The organism is Mesorhizobium sp. (assembly GCF_005063415.1).
GTDB lineage: Bacteria > Pseudomonadota > Alphaproteobacteria > Rhizobiales > Rhizobiaceae > Mesorhizobium.
Genome location: NZ_SUEG01000034.1, coordinates 6278 through 30704, shown reverse-complemented (window position 1 = coordinate 30704; position 24427 = coordinate 6278). Strand labels below are relative to the sequence as shown.

The following is a 24427-nucleotide window of genomic DNA, read 5'->3' as shown; positions in this document are numbered from 1 at the left end:
TACTCTTATGAGCCAATCACTGGTGGTTTTCATGATCTGGATTCTACCGCCGCTCATTGCATCAGTGGTTGTCGGCCTCGTCATCGGCATCCTCCAGGCGGCGACGCAGATCCAGGATGAAAGCTTGCCGCTCACCGTGAAGCTTCTGGTCGTTGTCGCGGTGATTGGGCTGTTTGCTCCTGTGCTAAGCGCCCCGCTCATAGAGCTAGCCGATCAGATCTTCACCGAGTTTCCCGCAATGACACTTAGCTACTAGTCCGCCCCATGGACGCGCCATCGGCCGATATTCAAATTCTGATCCAGACGGCTCTCGAACTCGTCGTTGCGGCAGGTCTTGGGGCAGCCCGCGCGATGGGCATCATGCTGATCTTTCCCGTATTCACACGCTCGCAGATCAGTGGGCTGATCCGGGGCTGTTTGGCTGTTGGCTTCGCACTACCATGCCTGGCACACGTCAGCGGCGGATTGCCGGCGCTGGATTCTGATACACGCCTGATCCAGCTAACCCTGCTCGGATTCAAGGAAGTTTTTGTCGGTGTACTCCTTGGCACTTTTCTTGGCATTCCGCTTTGGGGCCTTCAGGCTGCCGGGGAGCTTATCGACAACCAACGCGGCATCAGCAGCCCGACCGCTTCGGCCGATCCCGCGACGAACAGTCAGGCTTCCGCGATGGGCGTTTTTCTGGGGATCACTGCGATTGCCATATTCGTCGGATCAGGAGGCCTGGAAACTTTGATCAGTGTCCTGTACCGCAGCTACTTGATCTGGCCGGTGTATCAGTTTCACCCGACACTGAGCGGGCCAGGAGCAATGGAGTTGTTGGGGCTTCTCGACAGCATAATGCGCACGGCATTATTGGTATCGGGGCCTGTCGTGTTCTTCCTGATACTGATTGATATATCGATGATGCTGCTGCGTCGCTTTGCCCCGCAATTTAAGGCGAGCCAACTGTCTCCGGCAATCAAGAACATTGTCTTTCCAGTTCTCATGGTCACCTACGCCGCCTATCTGGTGGAGAGCATGAAACTGGAGGTCACACGTGCCAACGGCGTGCTGGAGTGGTTCGACAAATTGCTGCCATGAGCGACACAAGTGAAGAGAAGACACACGCCGCCAGCCCGAAGAAGTTAAGTGAAGCGCGCAAAAAAGGACAGCTGCCACGTAGCTCCGATTTCGTACGCGCGGTCGGGACTTGCGCTGGGCTCGGCTACCTTTGGCTAAGAGGCAGCGTGATCGAGGACAAATGCCAGGAAGCGCTCCTATTAGCCACCAAGTTGCAGAGCCTACCTTTCGATACCGCGGTGCCTCAGGCATTGGTTGTGCTCGTCCAACTCACCGTCGCGGCTGTTGGCCCGCTGCTTGGAACCCTCGTCGCCGCGGTGATTTTGGCCAGCCTGCTAGCCAATGGTGGATTTGTCTTCTCTCTGGAGCCGATGAAGCTCAGCTTTAAGAAAATTGACCCCTTTGAAGGGCTGAAGCGCTTGGGGTCTGCTCGTTCCATGGTCGAAGTCTGCAAGACCATGTTCAAGGTATTGGTTCTCAGCGCAACCTTTTCCATTGTCCTTCTCGGGATGTGGAAGACAATGGTCCCTCTGCCGATCTGCGGCATGGGCTGTGTTGGCCTCATCTTTATGGAGACAAAATTGCTGATGGGAATTGGCGCCGGCGCACTGCTGGTCGGCGGACTGATCGATCTTCTGCTCCAGCGCGCGTTGTATCTGCGCGAAATGCGCATGACCAATACCGAAGTGACGCGCGAGTCGAAGGATCAGCAAGGAGCGCCAGAGTTGAAAGGTGAACAGCGTCGCATCCGCGAGGAGGCGGCCGACGAGCCTGCGCTTGGCGTGCATCGCGCCACGCTGGTCTTAACAGGAAGGGCGGTCCTGATCGGTCTGCGTTACGTTCGCGGTGAAACCGGGGTGCCGTTCTTAGTTTGCCGTGCCGAAGGTGAGCGCGTTTCACATGTGTTGAGCGAGGCGCGGGCACTACGCCTGACGATCGTCCATGACCATGTCTTAGCGCGTCAGCTGATAGGCACTACAAAACTCGGCCACGCGGTTCCTATGCAATATTTCCAGCCTGTCGCGAAAGCATTCTTTGCCGCAGGCTTGGCCTAGTCATTGGAAGTCCACGACTGCCAGTTCAAAACTGACCTGGCTCCATGCTAGTGGCAAATGTCGGCTGGCCATCCGTGCCCCAGTGTCTCTGTCAGGCCAACCGCGCAACCGCGGGCCTGGGGCAATCACTCCCCTCGGATCTGCCACCCAGCAACTACGGCAAGTCCTCCGGGCATGACCTTGCAGCCTCTGCTGGCCGGTGCGTGGCGCAGTCCGAGGTTTTGAGGCCGGCAGTGCGGATTTGATTGGTGCAGCCGTTGGAATGCCCTCGTCAGCTAGTCGTCAACTAAGCGCCCTATGTTGAACAGCCGTGCTAACTTGAGCTCGGTTGCGAAACATAGGAGTACGAATCGTCATGTATGGTCGAATTGGTGGCTCATCCGATAGTTACCGCGCGCATAATGCCGGCGAGCAATCGGATGCAGGAAGCGAAGGGTTCGCGGACACATTTGCCCGAATGCACTTATCCGGATCGGAAGGTAGCGGCGCCTCATCATCGGCGGCTCCCCAAGCATACTCCCTCAATTCCCGACCTCCTGTGGTGGAGATCAACAGGACTTCCTTCAGGAGACAGGTGAGGCAATTTCATGGTGATGAAATCACGCACATCGCCGACAATCCTCAAGAGTATTCGGAGTTCGTATCGTCACGAGCCAGGCGCACCGCGGACGTTGCTCAGCAATATGGCATCCGTCGAGATACGGAGCACGCGCGATATTTCAGTTACCAATTGGGAGACCGGAGTGCCGGACTGCTGAGAATGGAAGGCGGATTCAGCATGAACGAGTTCGAATCGGAAAGTTGGCGGGAACAATTTCCTGGTCGAACTGAGGTCACTTCCATAGTGGATCTTCAAGTCGCCCATCCGCTCGTCGAAAATGCGGGCGATATTCTGCTGGAGCATCAACTTCGGATAGACGGCGACCGACCGTTGCTGAATTGGCGTGCGGCTAATCCGGAAGCACAAGCGCGCGCGCAGACGATGGGGTTTGTTGAAGTGGATCATGGCGACCTGGTGCTTGACCCTACGCAGCATCCCGACAAATGGACGAAGAACAGTGCCGGTGAGTGGCAGCGTGCAGGCAAACCTCCACTCTATCTCCACAAAACCGAGGACAGCGACAGCAGCGATAGCGGGTCCGACGACGATTTCATGTGATTTGTCGACCCGCCGCCGAGCCTTGCAACTGGTGACGGTTGCAAGGCTGTTGGCAGTGAATGCTAATTGTCCGGCGACAGCCCCGCCTTAGCGCCAGCGCCGCCGAGCAATCCAGCCCATCTCCCAGACAATAAACTGCGGATGCGCATCGTGGGTGCTTGCGAGCGGATTGTATTCGGGCCGGAACTCCGCCTCTTGGATACGAGCTCTCCCGAATCCAATTTTCTCCACCACACCGTTGGGTCGTTGCGATGCGCCGATCCCGATCGGATCGGCTATGCCTGCTCCGCGCTCGCAGGAAGACCTTCCGCCTCGATCTTGGCGGCGCGATCTCGGCGATAAGTTGGATGGGAGGCAAGATACGCCGCCACGTCAACAGCAGGTAACGCGACATCGCAAATCGGCCCTGACGGTAGCCGATCGACTCCAATCGCCGGACCGCAACTCGCGCAGCGGCATTCGCGGTTTGGCCAGGAGAAATGCTCGCTGACTCACAGCGTGGCCGGCCGCATTCTGCCCTAGACCCCAAAGTACGTGCCCTGTCATGCAGCCTGCGCCGACGGGAGCTCGGCACGCGAATGGCGTGGTTGGCGGCCAAGCCCCGAGGTCAACAAGGACTTACAGAAAGCGGGGGTGAGTTTGCCGCGATGAATTATGACCTTCTCGCGACCGGACCTAGCATCGGCTTCCTCTCGCTCTCGATTGTAGCCGCGCTGTTCGTTGGATTTAACGTGGCAAGCGGTGAATTCGGAATCAGCCAGCCCTTCCAAGTTTCTGGCCATGACGGGGCGACTCGTGTGGATGTGCACCCACATCGGGCTCGGCATCGCACCATTGACCAGCATCTTGGGCTGCAGCTCCATCTCAAACAGCTTTCCTGGCTCGCCACGCAGCGCGACCGGTGCCTCCGGCGGCATCAATTCGTCGGCATTGCACAAATGTTCCAGGTATTTTTGCGCCGGAAATGCGTAGGTCTTCATGCAATCAGTCGTAATGCCGGCTTTTCCTTCATTCAATGCGTTGGCCTGTCCCAGCACCATGTTCAGCAACCCTTTGAGCTGGTCTGTGCGTTCGTGCACTTTGGGTAGCTGGGTGGAGGTGAGTAGCAGGCGTACATTACGCCCCTGCAACCCGGCGAGACAGGTTTGCATCTCAATGGCCTGGGCTCGCAGGTACTGGGCCACATCGTCCACGACCTTACCGGCCTCCTCAGGCTTCATCTGGCGCACTTGGGAGACGACGCTTTGCTGACCGGCCAGATCGAACTGCAAAAGTTCGTCCAATCGTTTGAGCCGCTCCGTCAATACCTCCATTGACAACGCGGCGCCCCCGATTGTCGAGCCTGCCCCCGACGAACTCGCAGCCACCTCTTGCGCTCTCACCTGTGTACTCGCAACTTGATCCGAGCGCGCGAGAACCTTGGCTGCTGGCACTGTGCCGGCGTTCGCAGCGACTGGTGTTGATGGCTGCCCGGCGGCAGAAGTCCCGGCGCGAGCTGCCGACTTATGCTTTGACTTCCCTTTCCTTCGCGCTGTAGTGCCTTCTGACACTGCAGCCGTACCAGCAGTGTCAGCCGGTATCGCAGCGCCTGCCCTGGCCGGCATCGCAGCGCCCGCCTGGGCCTGTGGCGCCATGATGGCTGACGGCGGAGACTGCAGGTTCAACAAGTGCATGGCATCGTGCGCAGTGATCCATGCATCGTCCACGATCCGTTCGAACAGTTTCAATGGGAGGCCGGCATCTGGGTAGGTATGGCTTAGCTTGGTATGCACCTCGTGCAACGCCAATCCAAAATCCGAAAGCCGCTCCATGATTTTTTCTACAACCGCGCAATCATGAGCGTTGAGTGCTTTGCCATCATCCATTATGCCCTTCGCCAAAGAGAGGGCGCGAAGAGCTTCTTGAACGGCGCTTGCCATCAGCTGCACCACTCCATTCCGACCGACGAGGAGTTCCTTCAAATCTGGCTCGAACCTGCTCGCCCGCAGTTCAATCTTGGCCCGCGCAAGACCGATCCGCTCACGGACCAGCCAGATCCTGACACTCAGTACCGAGCCGGCACGCAGCCGCAGTGCGCACCGCTCGGCTTCCCGCATCACGGGCGTTCCACTGGATAGGCTAGCGGTGGCAGCGCAGGCGGATCGCTGCCGTTCGGAGCGCCATGCCTTTTTTTCCCACCACTTAATTGCCGCCGTATGGTGGTTCTCCACATTTAAAATCAACAGCTCCTGCCGGTCCGCCTGGGAGTAGGAGTAGAGATTATCGACCATACCTGCCGCTTTCTTGGTCTTTTTGTCCAATTTCGTGATCGTCGACAGGCCAAGTTTGTCTACTTCATTCGCGGCGTCGCACACGATCTGGCAACATCTACGCACCTTGTCGTCTGGCATAATTGTCTGCGCCTCAGCCGCAGGCAGGCTAGCGCGGTACTCCAGAATTGCTGAGGCTGCATCGACGACCCGACTGATCAGCTCCACCGCCTCCTCGGGGACGTCGGTTTTCCTGGCCGCAGCCTCGCAATCAGTCAGTTGTTGAACAAGACTGTTCATTCTGAGCTGTGTCGGACTGATATCTTCATTTGACGATGAGCTGGTGCCTTCCACCTGCGCGGTTGATAGTTGGCTACCGACCGGCGCCATGGCTTCGCCCTCAGACATGGAGGGAGAACCGCGCCGCCTTGCGGCTGCGCCACGTGGCGCTACGGTTCCGCGTGGTGGCGCAGCGGCTCCACGTGGCGGTGCGTTCAGGATTTGATCTTCGCCAATCGAGGCGCCTGGCAGACTTTCGCGGGCATCGCCTGGACCGCGCGCAACTGGAAGGGAGGAGGGCCTCCTATCGGCGTCCCCAGAGCGCATCTGCTCCACAACGGAATCGAATGACTGTCCACCTTCTCCCGCAGCAAGACTTGATTGCGAAAGGGAACTGCTCGCCCGCCCCGCGCGGCTGGCTCCAGTTTCAGCCTGCGATTTCCGTGGTCGGCCAATGCCCTTCATATTGCGTCTCCGTAGTAGGCGAGAATGTGCTGCTATTGTGCTGGCGGCTGACGAGACCAGCGGCATCTTTCGGTTAACGTCACGGTCAGCCAGACCCGCGACGGCGTAATGTTCCCGCCAAAGTGCTTCTCAGTAGCTGGCCAAGATTGGCCCGAGCTCACAGGACTTTCGCAACGTTGCCATCGATGTCCTGAGATTATCAGCGCTTCAGTCCGCCGATTTCCAGGAACAGCGAATGAAATCAGACCAACTCGGCTAGCTCCCCTTCCTAGACACGTGCCTGACGATTTTATTGAGGCGTCACTCCTCTCGTTCGCCACCGACAAAGTCACACATTTGCTTCAGAGAAGCGTGTGCGTTGCGTATCGCGCGGGAAACCATTTCGATCTATAGTTACAAAAAGTGTCGAGACGGGACCTTTGGATCCGAAGGTCAGGCACGGCCGGCCTAGATAGACCGCTTGGCTGACGATTAGCTGACGATGGGAGTTCTCACGAACAGGGCAAGAAAATCCGACCGCTTCAAGCTTTCGATATGGTGAGAAGAGGATCCGCACCGGCCTCCCAAAGCCGGCAGACCATCCCATGTTCGTGCCGTCGCCGACCTTCTCGAAGCCAATGAGCTCACCGCGCCGGGCCGTGATGTGCAGGCGAGAGAATGGTGATGCAAAGACCGAGTTCCTGCTCGTTGCGTGCGCCCGTGGAGCCAGCAAGAATACGGTCATTGCGGTCATGCAGCACGTGGACCGTGTCTCCTGTTCGACACCACAGCATCGAGGATGCAAACGAGCTGCTGCGGCTGCCATTCGGTCGCGGCATGCGTGGACGGCGGGATTGGCCGAACAGCCGAGATCGTGGTCGACTGTTCGATGCGAGAGCAACATCCTGCAGAGCATACGTTTTTGCGCTGGCCGGTTTTTGTCAAAAGCCGTCAGGTTCTCGAAAGCTCCCGCCCTTAGCTTGATCGAGGTTAACCTTTAACACGTCGCCGCCAATGGCAAATGCCGGAGTACCTGATGATAGCAGCAATTGGGAGTGGAGTTGGCAACCTCGGGACTTCCTTGATCCGAAAGGGCCATGGGGATTCGAAATCCGAGCATTCTGGTGATGGCAAGCCGGCTGGTGGCAATGATGGCAAGCCAGCTGGTGGGAATGATGGCAAGCCAGCTGGCGGGAACGATCGGGCGGATAACCGGACCGTTTCAAATGATCAACTTCAAGACAACTCACAGTCTGCAGCACAAAGTGAAGCCTTCCAAAGTATCCTGCGATCGTTCGCGTTCCAATTCGCGAACGATGCGATGGCTGAGGCCGATGAAGCTTTGGATGACACAGAAGATGCCTGACGCGGGAAAATCCGGCGTGAGGTCATACAGGCCGTTATTGACGGCACAACTCCAACAGAAAAAGGAATGATCATGGCTGCAGTTGATAATAATAAAAAATCAGGCAATACCAATACCAGTAGCGCCGGCAATACCGATAAAACTAACAGTGGCACTCCCGGCAATACAAGCGGAGCTGATGCTACTGCTTTTCAGGCGCAAGTGCAGGAACTAACCAATGTTAGCTTGGAGGCGACGAAAAGGAGTGTCCAGTTGCGCACTCTAACGACCAATCTCCAGACCATCAAGAAGGCCGCCGACGAACGCGTTTCGTAATGTCGGAAGCGGGTTTTAGACTGCCCCCTAGCGCGTCTCCTTATTGACGCGACGTAGTCCCGAAATGAGCCGCATGGCAATTGCCATGCGGCTTCTATCCTGTTTGAGAGATGCTCTGTGGATGACGCCGTTTCCCTCCGTTTCGAAGTGCGTTCGGGGCACTATTGCGGTCTGACCGGCAAGACGGATCTTCAAAAGTGTTTAATCGGCAGCGGCTTCGATGCCGATTTGGTCTTTGTCGAGCAGGGACTGGCACCGCATCACCTTCGTGTAACTCTTCTTGGCAAGTCGATCGAACTGGAGGCGCTTGCACCCGGAATCAGTATCGAGGGCAACCGGAATATCGCCGCAGGCCAGTCCGTTGTTGTGCCCCTTCCTGTCGTCCTGCTCGTAGGCGAGATGTCCATTGCTTTGTCCGTGCAGGATGCAGAGCCGCCTGGTTCGACCGGCATACCGCGCCTACCGATCGGTGTGCTCGCCATGGTCATAATCAGCTCACTCGGGATCGGCGCGCTTTCAGGCACGATCTCCTATCTTGGCAATGCAAGTGGATCGAGCCCCAATTCACTTCGGGCTGAAGTCGCGTCCAGAACGATCAGTCACCGCGCTGACAATGAACTTACGGAGGCAGCGGCCCAAGAGCTGCAGGAGGAAGTCGATCGAGCGGGTCTTCTCGACGTCAAGATTGGGTCGGCAAAGGGTGTTGTGACCGCCGAAGGCACCGTCACGTCTGAATCGGTCATCAGCTGGCAGAAGCTTCAGCAATCGTTCGATCGTCGCACCAAGGGTACTCTAACACTGGTGAACGGAGTGCTCATCAAAGAGGAGAAGGCGCCATCCGCAATCGCGGTCGAAGCTGTGTGGCATGGGGTCCAACCATATATTGTCATCGACAGCGAGAAGTATTTTGTCGGCGCCATTTTGGCTGATGGATGGGTGGTCGAACGTATTGAGGACAGCCGTGTGCTGCTGAGCAGGAATGGCCGCATTGCTGCTCTCCAATATTGAAAGCTCGCAGGCCCCATCAAGCAGCACTCTATGGCCAGCCAAACATCCTGTCGCGCTCGGTGCTGACAAGCTGGCTGCGTTGGAAACATTTGCTGCCCAGCCATTTCGCGCCTGCTTGTGGCTCTCATGCAGGGTCACGCGCTGGCCAAGGCTGAGGCGCCTTCGGAGTTCGAAAGCCACGTTTCATGGCGTAACAGCAGAGTAAGTCTCAACCGATTGCAAAGGTGTCTCGATGGCCAACGTCCTGCGTGACTTCATCAAGCGTGCGCCGGCCAGCCCGGATTTAATGGTTGCGTTGATGCTGCTTCTGGCTGTCGCGATGATGGTCATGCCTATCCCGGTCGTGGTGGTCGACGCCCTGATAGGATTCAATATGGGGTTGGCCATACTGCTGATGATGGTTGCCCTGTATGTCAGTACTCCACTTGATTTTTCCTCTTTGCCCGGCGTTATTTTGATTTCCACTGTATTCCGTCTCGCGCTCACGGTCGCAACGACGCGACTGATCCTGGCCGAGGGGGAGGCCGGCAGCATTATTCATACTTTTGGCGATTTCGTCATTTCAGGCAATATCGTGGTGGGTTTCGTCATATTTCTGGTCGTCACCATGGTGCAATTCATGGTCCTCGCGAAGGGTGCCGAACGGGTGGCAGAAGTGGCGGCGCGTTTCACGCTGGATGCTCTGCCGGGCAAGCAAATGGCGGTCGACGCAGAGCTACGCAACGGCCACATCGATGCCAACGAATCCCGCCGGCGGCGCGCCGAATTGGAGAAGGAAAGCCAACTCTATGGCGCGATGGACGGCGCGATGAAATTTGTGAAGGGCGATTCCATCGCCGGGCTGGTGGTTATCTGCATCAACATGCTGGGTGGAATTTCGATCGGCCTGCTCTCCAAGGGCATGTCCTTCGGCGAGGTACTGCATCACTACACTCTGCTGACGATAGGCGATGCATTGATATCGCAGATTCCGGCCCTTCTGCTCTCCATTACTGCGGCGACCATCGTCACCCGTGTGACTGGGACGGCGAGGATCAACCTCGGTACAGAAATGGTCAGTCAGCTCACGGCCAGCACTCGAGCCTTGCGACTGGCGGCCGGCGTCCTGGTTGTAATGGGGTTCGTTCCTGGGTTTCCCCTCCCCGTCTTTCTGATGCTGGCCGCAGTGTTCGCTGCGGTAAGCATTGTCAAGGCTGATGTGCTGGGCGCCGGCGCTGCCGATGCGAAAGGTGGAACTGCAGCGGAGCCTAAGCAAGCCGCGCCTGCGAAGGAATTCCCGATCGCATTTTTTCTAGCGCCAGATCTTATGCAGGCGGTCGATCAAGCCGAATTGCAAAAACATATTGGGCGCGTTTCGCTCCTGGTCACAGCCGATCTGGGCATTATCGTTCCTCGCATCCCTGTCTTGGTTGACGAGCAACTGCCTGCATCGCAATTCCGAATTGATGTCGAGGGCGTGCCAGTCGAACAGGACGCCTTAGATCCAAACCAGATGGCGCTCCGAGCCGATGTAGCGCACGTCGACTCGAGCGGTGTCCGCCTTAGACGTGAGCCGAAAACGGACAGACTCCCGGTTGAACATACCCCTGCAAAGGCCCTTACGGGCGCCGGCACGGAGCATAGGGCTCCCGGCGAACTCCTCGCCTTGCGCGTCCATGCAGCGTTGACCCGCTACGCACCGCGATTGGTGGGCATCCAAGAGACCCGACATTTCCTGGGCCGAATGGAGCAGGAATATTCTGAGCTTGTGAAAGAGGTGCTACGCACGACGCCGATCCCTCGGATTGCCGATGTTCTGCGCCGCCTCCTGGAGGAAGGTATCCCAATCCGCCACACCCGTCTCGTGTTGGAGGCATTGGCCGAATGGAGCGAGCGTGAGCAAAACGTTGCCCTGCTGACGGAATATGTCCGTTCTGGTTTGAAGCGACAGATCTGCCACCGCCATGCCAACACGGAGGGCATCGTGTCCGCCCTGGTCGTCGAGCGCGAGAGCGAGGATGTGATGCGTGGCGCGGTTCGAGATTCGGATGCAGGCCCCTATCTCGCACTGGAGGATCGGCAAAGCGAAGCGATGCTATCACAGATACGTCAGGTCCTTTCGAACGCAGAACCGGGTCAAACCCGCCCTATTCTGTTGACGTCGATGGATGTCCGACGTTTCGTCCGCGGCTTTCTGACGCGAAACGGGGTTGATCTCGCCGTGCTGTCTTATCAAGACCTCGCCTCCGACTTTACAATTCGCCCCGCAGGATCCGTCACACTCCCGCACGGATCGAACAGCGGATTGTTAGAGTAGTCCCACCTTTCCTAACTGAACGCCACGCGCCTCCCCGATAACTGAGAGATAACATGAATAGTAATACAGTTTCTCCATCGCCTATGTTTCTGCGCCGGAACTCACTTCTTTTTGCCGTACTCGCCATTCTGCCTTTGGGCGGTTGCGCCAGCTGGCAAAAGCCGGCTCTTTCCGTGCAGGAGACATCTTCCCCCGAGTTGCTCAGCGCCGATCAAATCGATCCGGCTATGCGCGAACGCATTTTGCGCGAAGTTGGTCAGGATGTTCAAGAGCGGGCTTTGCGGGATGAGGTGAAGCAGCACCCGGACAATGTTGATGCGGCGATACGACTTACAAATGCCTTGGTGGGCCAGAAGCGCCCGCACGAAGCGGTTGAGGTGCTCGACAGCGTCTTGGTTGCAGCCCCAGGAAACGTACGTGCATTGAATGCGAAGGGCGTGATTTTGGACATTGAGGGGCGGCATGACGCGGCACAGGCCCTGTATCGGCGAGCTCTCGAAAACGAGCCAGGCAATCAGATGGTGCAGCATAACTTCAATCTGTCGCTTGCCTTTAACGGCAAGTCCGAACAACCAAGGTTAGCACGATCGCAATAGGTGGGCACAGTGCATGCGCAGCCTGTTCCCCGGCTCGAACACGCGCTCGGCTCCCATCATAGATGGCCCCCTGAAGAGAGCCATATCTATGCAAAACAGTTGCTCCAGATCTGGCCGGCAGAGATCGGCAGGAGAGCCGGATGACATCACGCGGCCACCCGCAAGGCCACCCGCCTCGCTTCGTTGCCAGAGCGCCCTCTCCCTCGCCGGTCACCGTCTCGCAATGCGGCGACCTGGCTTAAGGCGGTCGACCGAGCGCCCGATGCAGTAGCCATGAATACGTAACGCAGCGATGGACCCGCCGGATCGTGTCGCGCTTGTGCTGGCCGTCCCTGCCATTACAGCACGGTGATTGTAGCTGGATCCTATTCTAGAGGCATCGATGGTGTGGATGCCTTCGATCCAAACAATCGATTTGTTGAATTCGTCCGCCTGAGGAAATTAGCTGCGGCGATCCGACTTCCGACGCCTGCAGGCGCAAAACCAACAGCGTGAGCGCTGCGGGTCCGGAGGCAGGCTGCAAAGTGCAATCACCAGCGCTGAAAAGCGGCAAGTGAAGAATGTATCGCTCGGGCGACTTCTGTGTTGTGCATGGTTGCCCCGCGAGGTGAACTGTAGCAGCTTGGCAGCTCAGCGTTCACGAAAGGAGAAAAGATTTGGGGCCAAGCAAAGACCGGCTTTTTTGATTGTCTTGCTGTATCGCTATGGTGGGGCGGGCGCGACCGCTCCCATAATTCAATACGCTGCCTTTAGCGATGGACGATGACGGGATGCGTCGCCGAGACTTCAATGGTGGAGGAGCAGCGCACCCGTCGATCCATTTGCTTTCAGCGGCAACCGCCACTATGAAGCGACACTTCGCCCAACTGTGTTTCAAGCTGCCCGGAGAAGTTTATGACAGAAGAACCCCACAAGACCGACATCCTCATCGAGCTCACTGCCGATGTTGTATCAGCCTACGTCTCCAACAACCCCGTCCCGGCGGGGGAGCTTCCTGCCCTGATCGCCCAAGTGCACGGGGCTCTAAACGGCACGGCTGGACTCATACCGGCAGAAGAGCCTGTGCCTGTAAAAAAACCTGCTGTCCCGATCAAAAAGTCGATCGAACCGGACTACATCATTAGCCTTGAAGACGGCAAGAAATTCAAATCGCTAAAGCGCCATCTGGCGACGCACTATGGTCTGACCCCAGACGAATATCGCGCCAAATGGGGTCTGCCGTCGGATTATCCCATGGTGGCGCCGAATTACGCCGCTGCGCGCTCCGCCTTGGCCAAGACCATGGGACTCGGCCGCAAACCGAAAGAGCCGGAAGCCCCAGCCACGGCGCCGGCGAAACGGACCCGCAAGAAGGTCGCAGCCTAAATCCGTATCAACAGTCGTTCGGACGCGCAGCAGCCGTAGGCCCAATCTGCGCGGAATCAAAGGGCGGGGATGAGCCCCGCCTTTCCCGTCCAAGAGCCTCATTTCCAGAGTAATTCATGATGGCTCCAGCAATCCCTGCCGCGGCATTAACTTGCATGCTCCGGCCCGGGTTTCGAGCCGTCAATGCGTTCCGGCGATGACGAACCTTGCCAAGGCTTTCCCGGACCGTTAGCCAGCCTTGCTGAGGCTGCCTGCAGAGGACTTTCCCGTGCGGCGATCCTGTTCCACCTCGTAGTTGATCTTCTGGCCCTCATTAAGGGTCGACAGGCCCGCTCGTTCAACAGCGGAAATGTGGACAAAGACATCCTGACCGCCGTTGTCAGGCTGAATAAAGCCAAAACCCTTCGTGCTGTTGAACCACTTCACCGTTCCAGTCGCCATATCCATTCCTTTGTAATAAGTCGCAACTTAGGCAGGCCATTCACGCCAGCCTGATTTGTACACGAGACTTTAGGCGCAGCAAAATCGGAAAATTGCAAGGCCCACTCGATCGCCTGATCTCCAGCAGCAACTGCAACATATGCGAGGCGCGTGCCAGACGAGGCGTATGCCAGACGTTTCGTCGTGCGCTGTCGCTCGAACGTTGACAGAAACAATGACACACCTTGCAAACTCGGCACATCTTGTGGACGTGCTCGGGTCGCTTCTCGACTGCGATACCCGCTCCTGACCGGGTATCGTCGGCCAAAATGAGGGTTTTTGTCATGTGCCGCCAGACCGAAAGATCAGGCGCGCAGCGACCTGCACATTCAAACCGGAACCCGCGAACCTCGATTAGCTTCTGCCTGCTCCGAAGGGCGGTAGCCTGCTCTGAGGCGGGCCACTGTCGGGTTGAAAACCAACTGTCGGGTTCGGAACCCCAGATTGTCGGCAAGGTACGCGCCGCCCACTGGTTGGCCAAAGGGGCACTGGCTCCTGATCCTGCCGCCATGCTCGCCCGATCTCAACCCGATCAAGACAGGTCTGCTCAAAACTCAAGGCGCGGCTGCGGAAGAAGGCGGCCAAAACTTTCGACGCTCTCTGCGGAACTCTCGGCGATATCTGCCAGCTGTTGGAGCCAAATCAAAAACCGTTAATTGCGACAGGTGATTTTATGACATTCATTGCGAAGAGGCCAGAATGAACAGCGGAAGAGAGTAGCAGCTCTCTGGTCGCGGCGAGGTGGATCGTCGACACGATCGGCACCTGGCCCGTGCGGGGATCGCACCGCAGCCAGCACCAGAGCCAGACCTTGACCGCTTGCCTTGCTCAGGCGCCACAACAACGAGTGGCTGGAGCAGATCCACGTGAACTCAGCGATATCGATCAGACGATGCTTACCCTCGTGAAAGCCGATCCCGACGCTGTCCAGCGCCGCGAAATCCTGACCAGCATATGGCGCATCGGATGCCACCGCCTGCACACTCACCATCGACATGCCGGAACTCGGAACCAAAGGCCGCAAGCCTCGCCGGCCTCGGCAAAATGGAGCGGCCGCGCCTTCATCCGGGGCGGCCGGGCCAATGTTCGCCAGGCCCTCTACATGCCCGGCCTTCGCCCTGCGCTTCAACCCCGACCTCAAGGCAAAATACCAGGCGCTAAAGGCGGCAGGCAAACCCGCAAAGGTCATCATCTTGTTGCGAAAGCTCCTCATCCTAGCAAACGCTCTCCTCAAGGCGCAGCGAAAATGGCCCCTAAAACCCTTGACCGAAACGGATACCTTAGCCTTTCAGGTGAGGCGGGCCGAGATAGACCAACCGCGGGTTTAACTTCGCGAGTTTAAGCTGATTATGCCGATGCAACTCTAGCGCCTGCGCGACCGTTTTAGCTTCCATCAACAAGGCGGCAGGGTGGGAGGAAGTACCCTCCCCTGCCGCGAACAAGCTTTGGACAAAGCCCCACCTTGTCCGTAATGTGATCGGGAGGCCGGGGCGCTGCGGTGCTCAGCGGATGTGACGCGCGAGATCTGCGACCCTACCCATCAGCACTTCCATCGGTCCTCGCTGGAAGACGCGCAGCCAAAGCACCGCAAAAGTGCTGATAACCACAACGAAGCCAAAGAGCGTGGACAGGCTCTCGTCTTTGAAAATGTTTATCTTCATAAGATAGGCTATTCCCGCAATGTGCAGCACATAGGCCGTCAAAGACATCGAGCCGACTGCGATTATTGGCCAGACCAGCTTTCGCAGACGCGGGAGCGCATCCACAGCGAGCATGCAAGCCGCCAAGATGATCATTGCGCAACCGGTGCTGCCCACGATCGAAAGCGTCGTTTCGCTATGAGGTGCGGCTATCCATGACGACTTGACTATAAATGACGACTTGGAAGGCTCAAAAGCGCCGTCAACGTCAGACCACCACAAGGAGGTTTCAGTCAAAGCGCGGGAACTCAGCGCGAGCAAGGATCCCCCATGGCCCAACACGGCCAGCGCGACCCCCGCCAGACCAAGGCGCCAATGCGCTGCTAGCGTATTAAGATTAAGGCGCGCGATGGCCATGCCAGCGATGAGGAAAGGAACCCAGGTCACCGCGGGATAGTAGCCGTTGACCATGAGGTTGAAGACCGGGTCGAGGAGGTTGGGGGCAACCGACAGAAGGGAGGAACGGACTTGCGGGAGAACTAATGCCGTAGCGGCAGCGATCAAGCCCAGCTGATATGCGCTGAGCCGATGGAGCGGCAATACCAACAAGAAGCAAATTCCGTAGTATTCTAGGATGACTTCGACCTGGGTACCGAGGCAGCCCAGGATTGAGCCAAGCGCGAGCAAAACAAGGGCACGAATTGCGACTCTGGCGATGGCCTGTCTACCGGCTATCCCCGACTTCGGCGCCTTGCGACCTGTAATCAGGAGGATTGAAAAACCGGCCAATACGGCAAACAGGGCCGACGGCCGCCCATGGGTTAGTTCCATCAGAAACCCGACTAGTCCTCCTTCGCCGGGTTCGGGACCGAGATGGGCGGCATACATCCCGAAGACAGCCAGGCCCCGAGCGAGGTCGATGCCGACCAGCCGATCTACTGCCGACCCATTCCTAGCGTCGGCAACCGGTGCCTTCATTACCATGGTAGATTCCCTTGTTGGGTGTGTGGATCGCGGGAGCCGCGATAGGAGAGCCGGTCGGCTGCTGCCGTCGCCTCGTGAAAGGGTTCAAAACATCGCGCCATCTGGCGCATCGAGCCGGCGACAGAGCTGTTCAGCCATTAGCCTGGGGTAAGAACAACAGATCGGCTCACAAAGCCTGTGTCACGGACCTGAAAAGTGGTGTCGCGGAACCGTCGTTTTTTGCATGATGGCTAAGCCGAGAGATCCACTGCACCGACGAGAGACTCAGCGACGTTGGATATCCGATCAGTACGCCGCGGCTCCGCCGGTGACGATCACGCCGGGTGTCAAGGCCAGGGCGTAAACCTGCCATAATCTGTGGTGGTGCGCCCGCGACCAATCCGTTCGACAAAGCTCGGCGCATGGTCGAGCCAATCATATTCTTCCATGTGGCTGTTGCCTGAAAAACCGAAGACGCCGTTCGCTGGTCCAGCTGTTCCAGACCTCGGCCTGCGTCGGTCGTTAGAACCGGCGCGCCTGTTTCCCAAATCAATTTGCTGATGCAGCCGCCGGGGGTCACATTGAGCAAAAGTGCCGAGGTCAGGACGGGTTTCATAGGGGCTCTTCGTTTGGCTTTGTTAACGACCCCTTTCTTGCAAGTTGTAGCTGACAGCAGCCTGAAAGCTCCCCAAATAATTCGCTGCCGCCGGTTCAGCCTATTGTCAGCTTCGACCAATAAGATGGGAGCCTTGCCCTCATACCGGAGCTCGGCAGCATGATGCGAATACTGCTCACTGAAGACGATAAGGACCTTGGAAGTGCTATGCACGATCATTTGGTGGCTGGTGGCCACGCGGTCGACTGGGCCAAGAACCTGTCCGAAGCGCGCGATTATGCAGCTGTGGTCGGCTACGACCTTATTTTGCTCGACGTTCACCTGCCGGACGGCAATGGGATCGACTATCTGCGGGAGCTGATCAAGGAACTTGATTCGGCACCGGTCATCATTCTGACAGCCTGCGATCGGATTTCGCATCGCATCGAGGGCTTCAACGCTGGAGCCGACGACTATTTGGTCAAGCCGTTCGATCTGGGGGAACTCTCAGCGCGTATCCATGCAGTGGCACGTCGCCATGGGCATTTTCCGGAGCCGCAATTTTCGGTTGGGACGCTTTCCATACAGGCAGCCGAGCGACGCCTCTTCCGCGACGGGCAGGAGGTCTACCTGACTTGACGCGGATGGGCGGTGCTCGACTACCGTCTGCCCCAGCCCTGCACGGTCGTTTCAAAAGGGAAGATCGTGGACGCGCTTTTCGGCAGACGGCGCTGATTCATACTCTAAAAGAAAATTCGGCTTCCAGTTGCCTTGGCCATGACTGCCCTTCCCGAGAGATGGGTGACAGTTCATTCCGGATAGATGGGTTACACTTTCGGCCCTTTGCAAGGAGAGCAAGGTGCCTTGGAAGGAGTGTAACGTCATGGAAGAGCGGCTGAAGTTCGTCGCCCGGCTGCTGGACGGCGAGAAGATGGCGGTGCTTTGCCGGGAGTTCGATATCTCGCGCAAGACCGGCTACAAGATCCTCACGCGCTACAACGACAGCGGCCTGGAGGGGCTGACGGACCGATCGCGGCGGCCCTATCGCCACGCCAATCAGCTTCCGTTTCAAATCGAGAAGCTGATTGTGCGCCTCAAGCAAGACAAGCCGACATGGGGTGCGCCGAAGATACGCGAGCGGCTGGCCCGGCTGTATCCGGATGTGCACCGGCCCGCGATCTCGACGGTGCATATGCCGTGCTCGACCGCCACGGCATGGTCGAGCGCCGCAAGCGCAGGCGCAACAGGGCGACGGGGACACCACTTTCAAACGGCTGTCGCCCTAACGATCTTTGGTGTGCCGACTACAAGGGCGAGTTCGGCAGAGAACACGGCCGGGACAGGGGATCACAAACACTTGACCGTTCCAGACCCTGGCAGTGGCGCATCGATTGACCGTTGGCTCTGTTCGTGGGCACCGAAAATAGGGCCTTCTTGGTCCTCGGCAGAGAATATGGCCCGGACGGGGGATAACAAACACTTGACCGTTCCAGACTCTGGCAGTGGCGCATCGATTGACCGTCGACTCTGTTCGCGAGCGCCGAAAATACGGACGACCCCTATGGTCAAAGTGCACTTCTGACCTGCTAGGCACTGTTCGATAACTGGAGGCACCCGCTACGGTGCCCTCGTATTTAAGACACCTGTCAGTTTCAAGCCTGGACATTGACGCGTGGCGCGGCTGCCATTCGTTGACCGCCACGTCGAATTGCCCGCCAACCAGTGTACAGCCGCCGGTGGTCACATTGAGCAAAAGTGCCGAGATCAGGAGGGGTTTCATAAGGCCTCTTCGTTTGGCTTTGTTAACGACCCCTTTCTTGCAATTGTAGCTGACAGCAGCCTGAAAGCCCCCAGATATTCGCTGGCGCCGGTTCAGCCTACTGTCAGCTTCGATCAATAAGGCAGGAGCCTTGCCCTCATACCGGAGCTCGGCAGCCTGATGCGAATACTGCTCATTGAAGACGACGACGACCTTAGAAGTGCTGTGCACGATCATTTGGTGGCTGGTGGCCACGCGGTCGACTGGGCCGAGGACCTGTCCAGAGCGCGCGTTCATGCAGCTGTGGCCGGCTACGACGTTATTTTGCTCGACGTTCACCTGCCGGACGGCAATGGCATCGACTATCTGCGGGAGCTGATCAAGGGGCTTGATACAACGCCGGTCATCATTCTGACAGCCCGCGATCGGATTTCGCATCGCATCGAGGGGCTCAACGCTGGCGCCGACGACTATTTGGTCAAGCCGTTCGATCTGGGGGAACTCTCGGCACGCATCCGTGCAGTGGCACGTCGCCAAGGGCATTTTCCGGAGCCGCAATTTTCGGTTGGGACGCTTTCCATACAGGCAGCCGAGCGACGCCTCTTCCGCGACGGGCAGGAGGTCCACCTGTCTGGACGCGAATGGGCGGTGCTCGACTGCCTTCTACGCCAGCCCGGTTCGGTCGTTTCAAAGGGGAGGATCGAGCACGCGCTTTATTCATTCAATTCGGAGTTCGAGAGCAACACAGTGGAGGTTTATGTCAGCCGGCTCCGCAAGAAGATCGGCGGGGATAGAATAGCAACCGTGCGTGGCTCCGGATACAGGCTCGTGGTCACATGACGAACTCGAACAGCATGACGAGAAAGCTGCTATCGTGGTTAGGCGGGGCAACGCTCCTGGTTTGGATCGCCGCCCCAACCATTGCTGCGTTCATTTTTTGCAATTATGTAAACGAAAGTTCGGATGACTTGCTCCAGGGGAGCGCAAAGTACAGACAACCAGAGCTGATCAAGGTCTTGAATGGAAAACACGTTGATCAATACAATAACAACTTTCCCTCTTACGAAAAGTACTTTACCTATCGTGAGCAGGTTATTAATAAGTACGGGGTAGTGCTTATTTCTGAACCGGAAGAGGGTCAGCAGCCCTTCCCTGATGCTCCCCTGAGTAACGGCTTTTGGGGAAACGCTGATTACCGCGTCTACACAGAGGAGATCCAAGACGGCGTGTATCATCAGTTGGCCGAACCGCTTGATGGCCGCCGTACCACAATCGCGAAGGGCGCACTTTTTGTCTTCCTTCCGACACTCGTGCTCCTGCCCTTTAGCTTAGCTGTTTGGTGGATCGTGATCCGGCGCTCGCTGCGGCCAATCGAGGTACTGCGACAGCAGATCGGATCGCGCGACGGCGGCAATCTGTCACCAATGGACTTGGGCGATTTCCCGGCAGAGTTGGCTCCAATCGCGGCATCCGTCAATCGGCTTCTCGATCGTCTGCGGGCGGCTCTCGAGGCCGAACGCGAGTTCGCCGCAAACAGTGCGCATGAACTGCGCACGCCGATCGCAGGTTCAATCGCTCAGATGCAGAGATTAGTGGCCGAGCTTCCCAATGGGTCGGCCAAAATGCGTGCGCGCGGCATCGAGCAAGCGCTGTCGAGCCTTGGCCGCCTTGTCGAAAAAGTGCTTCAGCTCGCTCAAGCCGAATCGGGGGTTGGCATGGCGGATCACGCGATCGATCTTGTCCGATCGGTTCGGCTGGAAATCGACGACCTGAGGAAAAAGCCGCAATATGCCGGACGCCTGCATCTTAACGTCGACGGCTGCCCCACTTTGATGCGCAAAGTGGATGTCGATGCGTTTGGGATCCTCCTTCGTAACCTGATCGAGAATGCGCTGATACATGGACTGCCCACTGTTCCGACAACAGTTTCCGTCCAAACTGATGGAACCATCGCTATTGCAAACGCCGGACCGGTGGTGCCCCTCCCCGACCTCGAAGGGCTTACAAAGCGATTTAGTCGTGGTGCTACTCCTGCTGCGGGCTCAGGCCTTGGTCTACATATCGCTAACATGGTTATCCAGCGGATCGGTGGCAGTCTAGAGCTTGCGTCGCCCGCCCGCGGTCGCAATGATGGTTTCGAGGCGATCATACGAATTCCTCAATGACACCGGTGAATTCGACGACAGTTGGACACAGGGCGGATTGCTGGCAAGGCTGCTGACATGGCGAACTGTACGGCAGTAGAAATCGTACTTCACACAACGCATTTCGGCCGCGGCAATCAATGCCGCTATCATCGTCTGAGCAGTTCGATCGAAGCGACACGACATGATCGGCAAAATCGAAGGCTCCGCCTCACCGCTCGCTCGATTTCGCCCGGGGAGAAAAAAGGCCATCCGAGAAAGTGCAAGCCGCCGCGCAAAGGCGACGTGTCCAATTGTCTGGGTGCCCCTGTGCGCCGGCCCGATCGGGTTGGCGCAGGTCCAGTAAGGACCCGGACCAACCATTCCATTTAGACGACCGGCAGGTTTTAATCGACGTCCGGATCGCCGTCCCAAAATGCCCCAAGTATACGGCTAGAAAGGCTGCCAACGATCGAGCTTTGGTCGGAGGCGTGCTTGTCAGCGTCTTGGGTGCTTGACCGGCCTTTGCAATGGCCATCGCCATCGCAAGTATCGTGCGTGGCCAGTGAGACCGCAATTTCATCAGCCTGGAGCAGACCGTATCGGTGCTTTTTTCTGATTTAGGGATTTTCGTTTTCCTCTTGGATCATCACGGGTTTGGAGAGGATCTGGTGTTAAGTGCCATTTCGGAGCGCCGGCGAACCGCCCGAAATTAATGTGGTCGAGTGATGAAGCCTCCCGAATGCGTTAAACGAGACTCTTTATGGCGGCCCTGGCTGACAACAGTCTGAAAGCTGCAAGCGGCATGCGAAAATGGGGCGATCCTGAATGACGACAGATGCTATCAACATGAAAGAGGCTCGCCCTGAAAGCTGAGCACGCTTTATGCTCAGGGTGCTGACAAGGCCAAAGCAGCGTAAGTGCGTAGTGAAATCCAAGGTCCACATGGGTCGTCGCGCGTCCCGTGCGCCTGGGAAGGCGCCGGCCCGGCCAAGCTTTCCCAGATCGTCCGCATGATGCTTCGCTGAGCGTCAATGGACGTTGGCGCGAGACCAAGGCGTCGTGCGTTGCAATCCGGACGGTCCAGGGTATCAGGAGTTTCACGGCCTCGGCCCGCTTGGCTGGCCACAGTTGAAGCTCCAACGTACCGGCTGGCACCGGGAAATTGGGCTCTGCGCTGCCTCAACGCTGATGGCACGGTCAATGCTTGCCTACCGATGGGGCCGCCCATGCCGTGATGCTGTCGGTCGACGTTCGCAAACCAGACCCTCGCGAGACCCAGCGAAGGGGCTCGCCGGTACGACGAGGGACCTTACCTCTTTATGCGCGGCATCATTATCGAGGATGACATGTTGCCTTACACGTCGTCCCTCTCGCTCGGGTCTTTGTGGGGCGGATGAAGTCCTGATCGCGGTGGCACTGCTGCATGTTTGCGTAAGACCCATCCAGTCACGATCGCGCTGTCCTTCGATGTCGCGGTGCTGATAGGCGGGCAGATCGGTGTGCGCGGCGCCCGCCAAAGGATCGTCGTCACGCCGGAGGAGGCGAGCGTCATAGCCGGCGCGCCGGCGAAAGGCGCTTTCTGTCGGATGCCCGACAATGTCGGATATCGCAAGTATCAAGGTTGGATCAGACCTTGCGAATCGGGGCTTTCTTACTTGGCACGGGGCATGCTCAGGTATCCGCAAACACCCAATGGATAACGAGCAGACTTCCCATGGCCTCACCATGCCGAAAGTTTCCCGGACGCATCCAAAGATGAGGCTCGCGTCAGGCCCAGCAACACGCTGACGGCTCATGTGGCTCGGCGTCGCGTGCCGATCCACTTTCTCCCAATAGGCGTTCGGGAGACATAGATCCTTCAAAATGAGGAACAGATCACTTTGCCAGGAACGCAGCCCATAACCCCACTCTCCCTATCAGAACTACCAAGCAAGCCCCGCACTCATGGGCTTCGCAGGACGTCCGTTGCGTCCGAGTTGGTCGGCGCGGGGACGGCTCCGATCCCCGTCGCATGGGAGGACGGCAAGGCGAGGGATTTCGTGCTCGACAACGGCATGGAGGTGGTCGTCATTCCCAACCACCGGGCGCCGATCGTCACCCACATGGTGTGGTACAAGATCGGCAGCGCCGACGAGCCGCCGGGCAAATCCGGCATCGCCCATTTCTTCGAGCATCTGATGTTCAAGGCGACGACCAACCATGCGGGCGGCGAATTCGACCGCGCAGTGTTCGAGATCGGCGGCTCCAACAACGCCTTCACCTCCTCCGACTACACCGCCTTCTATCAGACAGTGGCGCCGTCGGCGCTCGAGCTGATGATGAGCTTCGAGGCCGACCGAATGCGAAACCTCATCCTGACCGACGATGTCGTCAAGACCGAGCGCGATGTGGTCATCGAGGAGCGCCGCTCAAGCACCGACACCAACCCGCAGGACGTTCTCCATGAGGAGATCGACGCGACGCTGTGGCAGAACCACCCCTATCGCATCCCGATCATCGGCTGGATGCAGGAGATCGAGCAGCTGAACCGCGTCGACGCCACCGTCTTCTATGAAAAGTACTACTGGCCCAACAACTCCGTGCTGATCGTGGCCGGCGATGTCGAACCGGACACGGTGCGGGCGCTGGCCGAAAAGACCTATGGCAAGGTGGCGCGCAGACCTGACCTGCCGCCGCGCATCCGGCCGGTTGAGCCCGAGCAGAACACCAGGCGCACCGTCACGCTCTCAGACGCCCGCGTCAGCGTGCCCAGTTTTTCGACGCAGTGGGTGGTGCCGTCCTACCATACCGCCAAGCCGGGCGAGGCCGAAGCGCTCGACCTGCTGGCCGAAATTCTCGGCGGCGGTAACCGCGGCCGGCTCTACCAGGCGCTCGCTGTCCAGCAAGGTATCGCTTCCAGCGCCCGCGTCTATTTCCAGGGCACTATGCTCGACGACACCAAGTTCGCCATCTATGGCGCACCGCGCGGCGATGCCAAGCTGGCTGATCTCGAAGCGGCGGCCGCTGCCGAAGTTGCCCGCATTGCCGAGGATGGTGTCAGCAACGAGGAACTAGGCAAGGCCAAGGACCACTATTTGCGCAATATGATCTTTGCGGAAGACAACCTGGACTGGCTCGCCAGCATCTACGGCTCGACGCTGGCCACCGGCGGTACCGTGAAGGATGTCGAGGAACGGCCGAATCGCATCCGCAAGGTTACCCCCGAGCAAATCAAAGCAGTTGCCGCCCGCTATCTCGCGTTCGACCGTTCGACCACGGGCTATCTCTTGTCCAAGACGCAGAATCAAGAGATGACGCTCGGCGCTCGGCCCCATGCTGCGATGAACATCCAGGAGGTGAAGTCCGAAAAGGGCATCATCGCCTGGCTGGTGGAGGACCACACAGTGGAAATCGTCAACATCGGCTTTGCCTTCAAGGGCGGCACCAAGCAGGACCCGGTCGGGAAGGAGGGGATGGCCAAACTGATGGCCGGCCTGTTCATCGAAGGCGCTGGCCATTACGACAGCGATGCCTTCCAGGTGAAGCTCGACCATGCCGGCGCCGAAATGAGTTTGGACGCGCAAAGCGACGACATCTACGGATCGGTGTGCATGCTTTCCAAAAAGCAGGACGCGGCGTTCGGCCTGCTTCGGCTCGCGCTGAACGCGCCGCGCTTCGACCAGGGGCCGAT

The 24427-nt window shown here is 58.1% G+C and carries 17 protein-coding genes and 2 pseudogenes; 15 read left to right on the top strand and 4 right to left on the bottom strand.

Annotation, left to right across the window (positions count from 1 at the left end; genetic code table 11):
• The first annotated feature begins 7 nt into the window (after positions 1-7).
• The 4 genes from E5W70_RS11985 to E5W70_RS11970 all read left to right on the top strand — a co-directional run bounded on the left by E5W70_RS11985 (position 8) and on the right by E5W70_RS11970 (position 3276).
• Positions 8-256: an EscS/YscS/HrcS family type III secretion system export apparatus protein gene (locus E5W70_RS11985; RefSeq protein ID WP_081714428.1), complete on the top strand. Its 249-nt coding sequence runs from the start codon at positions 8-10 to the stop codon at positions 254-256.
• A gap of 8 nt (positions 257-264) precedes the next feature.
• Positions 265-1083, top strand: coding sequence for a type III secretion system export apparatus subunit SctT (gene sctT, locus E5W70_RS11980; RefSeq protein WP_127861424.1), 819 nt, complete (start codon positions 265-267; stop codon positions 1081-1083).
• Positions 1080-2117, top strand: coding sequence for an EscU/YscU/HrcU family type III secretion system export apparatus switch protein (locus tag E5W70_RS11975; RefSeq protein WP_292658043.1), 1038 nt, complete (start codon positions 1080-1082; stop codon positions 2115-2117). Before sctT ends, E5W70_RS11975 begins: the two co-directional genes overlap by 4 nt.
• A gap of 574 nt (positions 2118-2691) precedes the next feature.
• Complete coding sequence (locus tag E5W70_RS11970) at positions 2692-3276, top strand: effector protein NopP (RefSeq protein WP_278050856.1); 585 nt, start codon at positions 2692-2694, stop codon at positions 3274-3276.
• A 542-nt stretch (positions 3277-3818) separates the two neighbouring features.
• Here E5W70_RS11970 and E5W70_RS11965 read toward each other — a convergent pair.
• The gene (locus E5W70_RS11965) at positions 3819-5933 is read right to left on the bottom strand and encodes a hypothetical protein (protein ID WP_292658041.1); all 2115 of its coding nucleotides are present in this window, start codon (positions 5931-5933) and stop codon (positions 3819-3821) included.
• 1351 nt (positions 5934-7284) lie between these two features.
• On the opposite strand from E5W70_RS11965, the gene E5W70_RS11960 reads away from it, so the two are divergent.
• The 6 genes from E5W70_RS11960 (at position 7285) to E5W70_RS11935 (ending at position 13194) form a co-directional block, all read left to right on the top strand.
• The gene (locus tag E5W70_RS11960; protein WP_091595908.1) at positions 7285-7614 is read left to right on the top strand and encodes a hypothetical protein; all 330 of its coding nucleotides are present in this window, start codon (positions 7285-7287) and stop codon (positions 7612-7614) included.
• 72 nt (positions 7615-7686) lie between these two features.
• Positions 7687-7929 (top strand): nodulation protein NopA, encoded by a 243-nt coding sequence (locus E5W70_RS11955; RefSeq protein ID WP_224570034.1) that lies wholly within the window; start codon positions 7687-7689, stop codon positions 7927-7929.
• A 117-nt stretch (positions 7930-8046) separates the two neighbouring features.
• Positions 8047-8937, top strand: coding sequence for a hypothetical protein (locus E5W70_RS11950; protein ID WP_127248571.1), 891 nt, complete (start codon positions 8047-8049; stop codon positions 8935-8937).
• 232 nt (positions 8938-9169) lie between these two features.
• Complete coding sequence (gene sctV / locus E5W70_RS11945) at positions 9170-11233, top strand: type III secretion system export apparatus subunit SctV (RefSeq protein WP_292658039.1); 2064 nt, start codon at positions 9170-9172, stop codon at positions 11231-11233.
• A 53-nt stretch (positions 11234-11286) separates the two neighbouring features.
• The gene (locus tag E5W70_RS11940; protein ID WP_082826568.1) at positions 11287-11829 is read left to right on the top strand and encodes a tetratricopeptide repeat protein; all 543 of its coding nucleotides are present in this window, start codon (positions 11287-11289) and stop codon (positions 11827-11829) included.
• Positions 11830-12723: 894 nt separating this feature from the next.
• The gene (locus tag E5W70_RS11935; RefSeq protein ID WP_024505385.1) at positions 12724-13194 is read left to right on the top strand and encodes a MucR family transcriptional regulator; all 471 of its coding nucleotides are present in this window, start codon (positions 12724-12726) and stop codon (positions 13192-13194) included.
• Between the two features lie 228 nt (positions 13195-13422).
• Here E5W70_RS11935 and E5W70_RS11930 read toward each other — a convergent pair whose 3' ends face one another.
• The 3 genes from E5W70_RS11930 to E5W70_RS11920 form a co-directional block, all read right to left on the bottom strand.
• Positions 13423-13635 (bottom strand): cold-shock protein, encoded by a 213-nt coding sequence (locus E5W70_RS11930; RefSeq protein ID WP_008874821.1) that lies wholly within the window; start codon positions 13633-13635, stop codon positions 13423-13425.
• 691 nt (positions 13636-14326) lie between these two features.
• Positions 14327-14866, bottom strand: a complete 540-nt coding sequence (locus E5W70_RS11925; RefSeq protein WP_126105036.1) for a hypothetical protein — start codon at positions 14864-14866, stop codon at positions 14327-14329.
• A gap of 310 nt (positions 14867-15176) precedes the next feature.
• On the bottom strand, positions 15177-16298 hold the full coding sequence (locus E5W70_RS11920; protein ID WP_292658036.1) for a DUF418 domain-containing protein: 1122 nt from the start codon (positions 16296-16298) through the stop codon (positions 15177-15179).
• Positions 16299-17055: 757 nt separating this feature from the next.
• Here E5W70_RS11920 and E5W70_RS11915 point away from each other — a divergent pair.
• The 5 genes and pseudogenes from E5W70_RS11915 to E5W70_RS11895 form a co-directional block, all read left to right on the top strand.
• On the top strand, positions 17056-17511 hold the full coding sequence (locus E5W70_RS11915; protein WP_292658033.1) for a response regulator transcription factor: 456 nt from the start codon (positions 17056-17058) through the stop codon (positions 17509-17511).
• 244 nt (positions 17512-17755) lie between these two features.
• Positions 17756-18192, top strand: a pseudogene (locus E5W70_RS11910) (helix-turn-helix domain-containing protein); the annotation flags it as partial.
• A gap of 619 nt (positions 18193-18811) precedes the next feature.
• Positions 18812-19471 carry a response regulator transcription factor gene (locus tag E5W70_RS11905; RefSeq protein ID WP_292658031.1) on the top strand — a complete coding sequence of 220 codons (660 nt, stop codon included), beginning with the start codon at positions 18812-18814 and terminating at the stop codon, positions 19469-19471.
• 14 nt (positions 19472-19485) lie between these two features.
• Complete coding sequence (locus E5W70_RS11900) at positions 19486-20796, top strand: HAMP domain-containing sensor histidine kinase (RefSeq protein ID WP_292658029.1); 1311 nt, start codon at positions 19486-19488, stop codon at positions 20794-20796.
• Between the two features lie 1937 nt (positions 20797-22733).
• Positions 22734-24038, top strand: a pseudogene (locus tag E5W70_RS11895) (pitrilysin family protein); the annotation flags it as partial.
• Positions 24039-24427: the final 389 nt, after the last annotated feature.

Excerpts from the sequence above, each read along its gene's own strand:
- E5W70_RS11985 (WP_081714428.1), top strand. The coding sequence starts at position 8 with ATGAGCCAATCACTGGTGGTTTTCATGATCTGGATTCTACCGCCGCTC.
- sctT (WP_127861424.1), top strand. The coding sequence starts at position 265 with ATGGACGCGCCATCGGCCGATATTCAAATTCTGATCCAGACGGCTCTC.
- E5W70_RS11975 (WP_292658043.1), top strand. The coding sequence starts at position 1,080 with ATGAGCGACACAAGTGAAGAGAAGACACACGCCGCCAGCCCGAAGAAG.
- E5W70_RS11965 (WP_292658041.1), bottom strand. The coding sequence starts at position 5,933 with ATGTCTGAGGGCGAAGCCATGGCGCCGGTCGGTAGCCAACTATCAACC.
- E5W70_RS11960 (WP_091595908.1), top strand. The coding sequence starts at position 7,285 with ATGATAGCAGCAATTGGGAGTGGAGTTGGCAACCTCGGGACTTCCTTG.
- E5W70_RS11955 (WP_224570034.1), top strand. The coding sequence starts at position 7,687 with ATGGCTGCAGTTGATAATAATAAAAAATCAGGCAATACCAATACCAGT.
- sctV (WP_292658039.1), top strand. The coding sequence starts at position 9,170 with ATGGCCAACGTCCTGCGTGACTTCATCAAGCGTGCGCCGGCCAGCCCG.
- E5W70_RS11940 (WP_082826568.1), top strand. The coding sequence starts at position 11,287 with ATGAATAGTAATACAGTTTCTCCATCGCCTATGTTTCTGCGCCGGAAC.
- E5W70_RS11935 (WP_024505385.1), top strand. The coding sequence starts at position 12,724 with ATGACAGAAGAACCCCACAAGACCGACATCCTCATCGAGCTCACTGCC.
- E5W70_RS11930 (WP_008874821.1), bottom strand. The coding sequence starts at position 13,635 with ATGGCGACTGGAACGGTGAAGTGGTTCAACAGCACGAAGGGTTTTGGC.
- E5W70_RS11925 (WP_126105036.1), bottom strand. The coding sequence starts at position 14,866 with ATGATGACCTTTGCGGGTTTGCCTGCCGCCTTTAGCGCCTGGTATTTT.
- E5W70_RS11920 (WP_292658036.1), bottom strand. The coding sequence starts at position 16,298 with ATGGTAATGAAGGCACCGGTTGCCGACGCTAGGAATGGGTCGGCAGTA.
- E5W70_RS11915 (WP_292658033.1), top strand. The coding sequence starts at position 17,056 with ATGCGAATACTGCTCACTGAAGACGATAAGGACCTTGGAAGTGCTATG.
- E5W70_RS11905 (WP_292658031.1), top strand. The coding sequence starts at position 18,812 with ATGCGAATACTGCTCATTGAAGACGACGACGACCTTAGAAGTGCTGTG.
- E5W70_RS11900 (WP_292658029.1), top strand. The coding sequence starts at position 19,486 with ATGACGAGAAAGCTGCTATCGTGGTTAGGCGGGGCAACGCTCCTGGTT.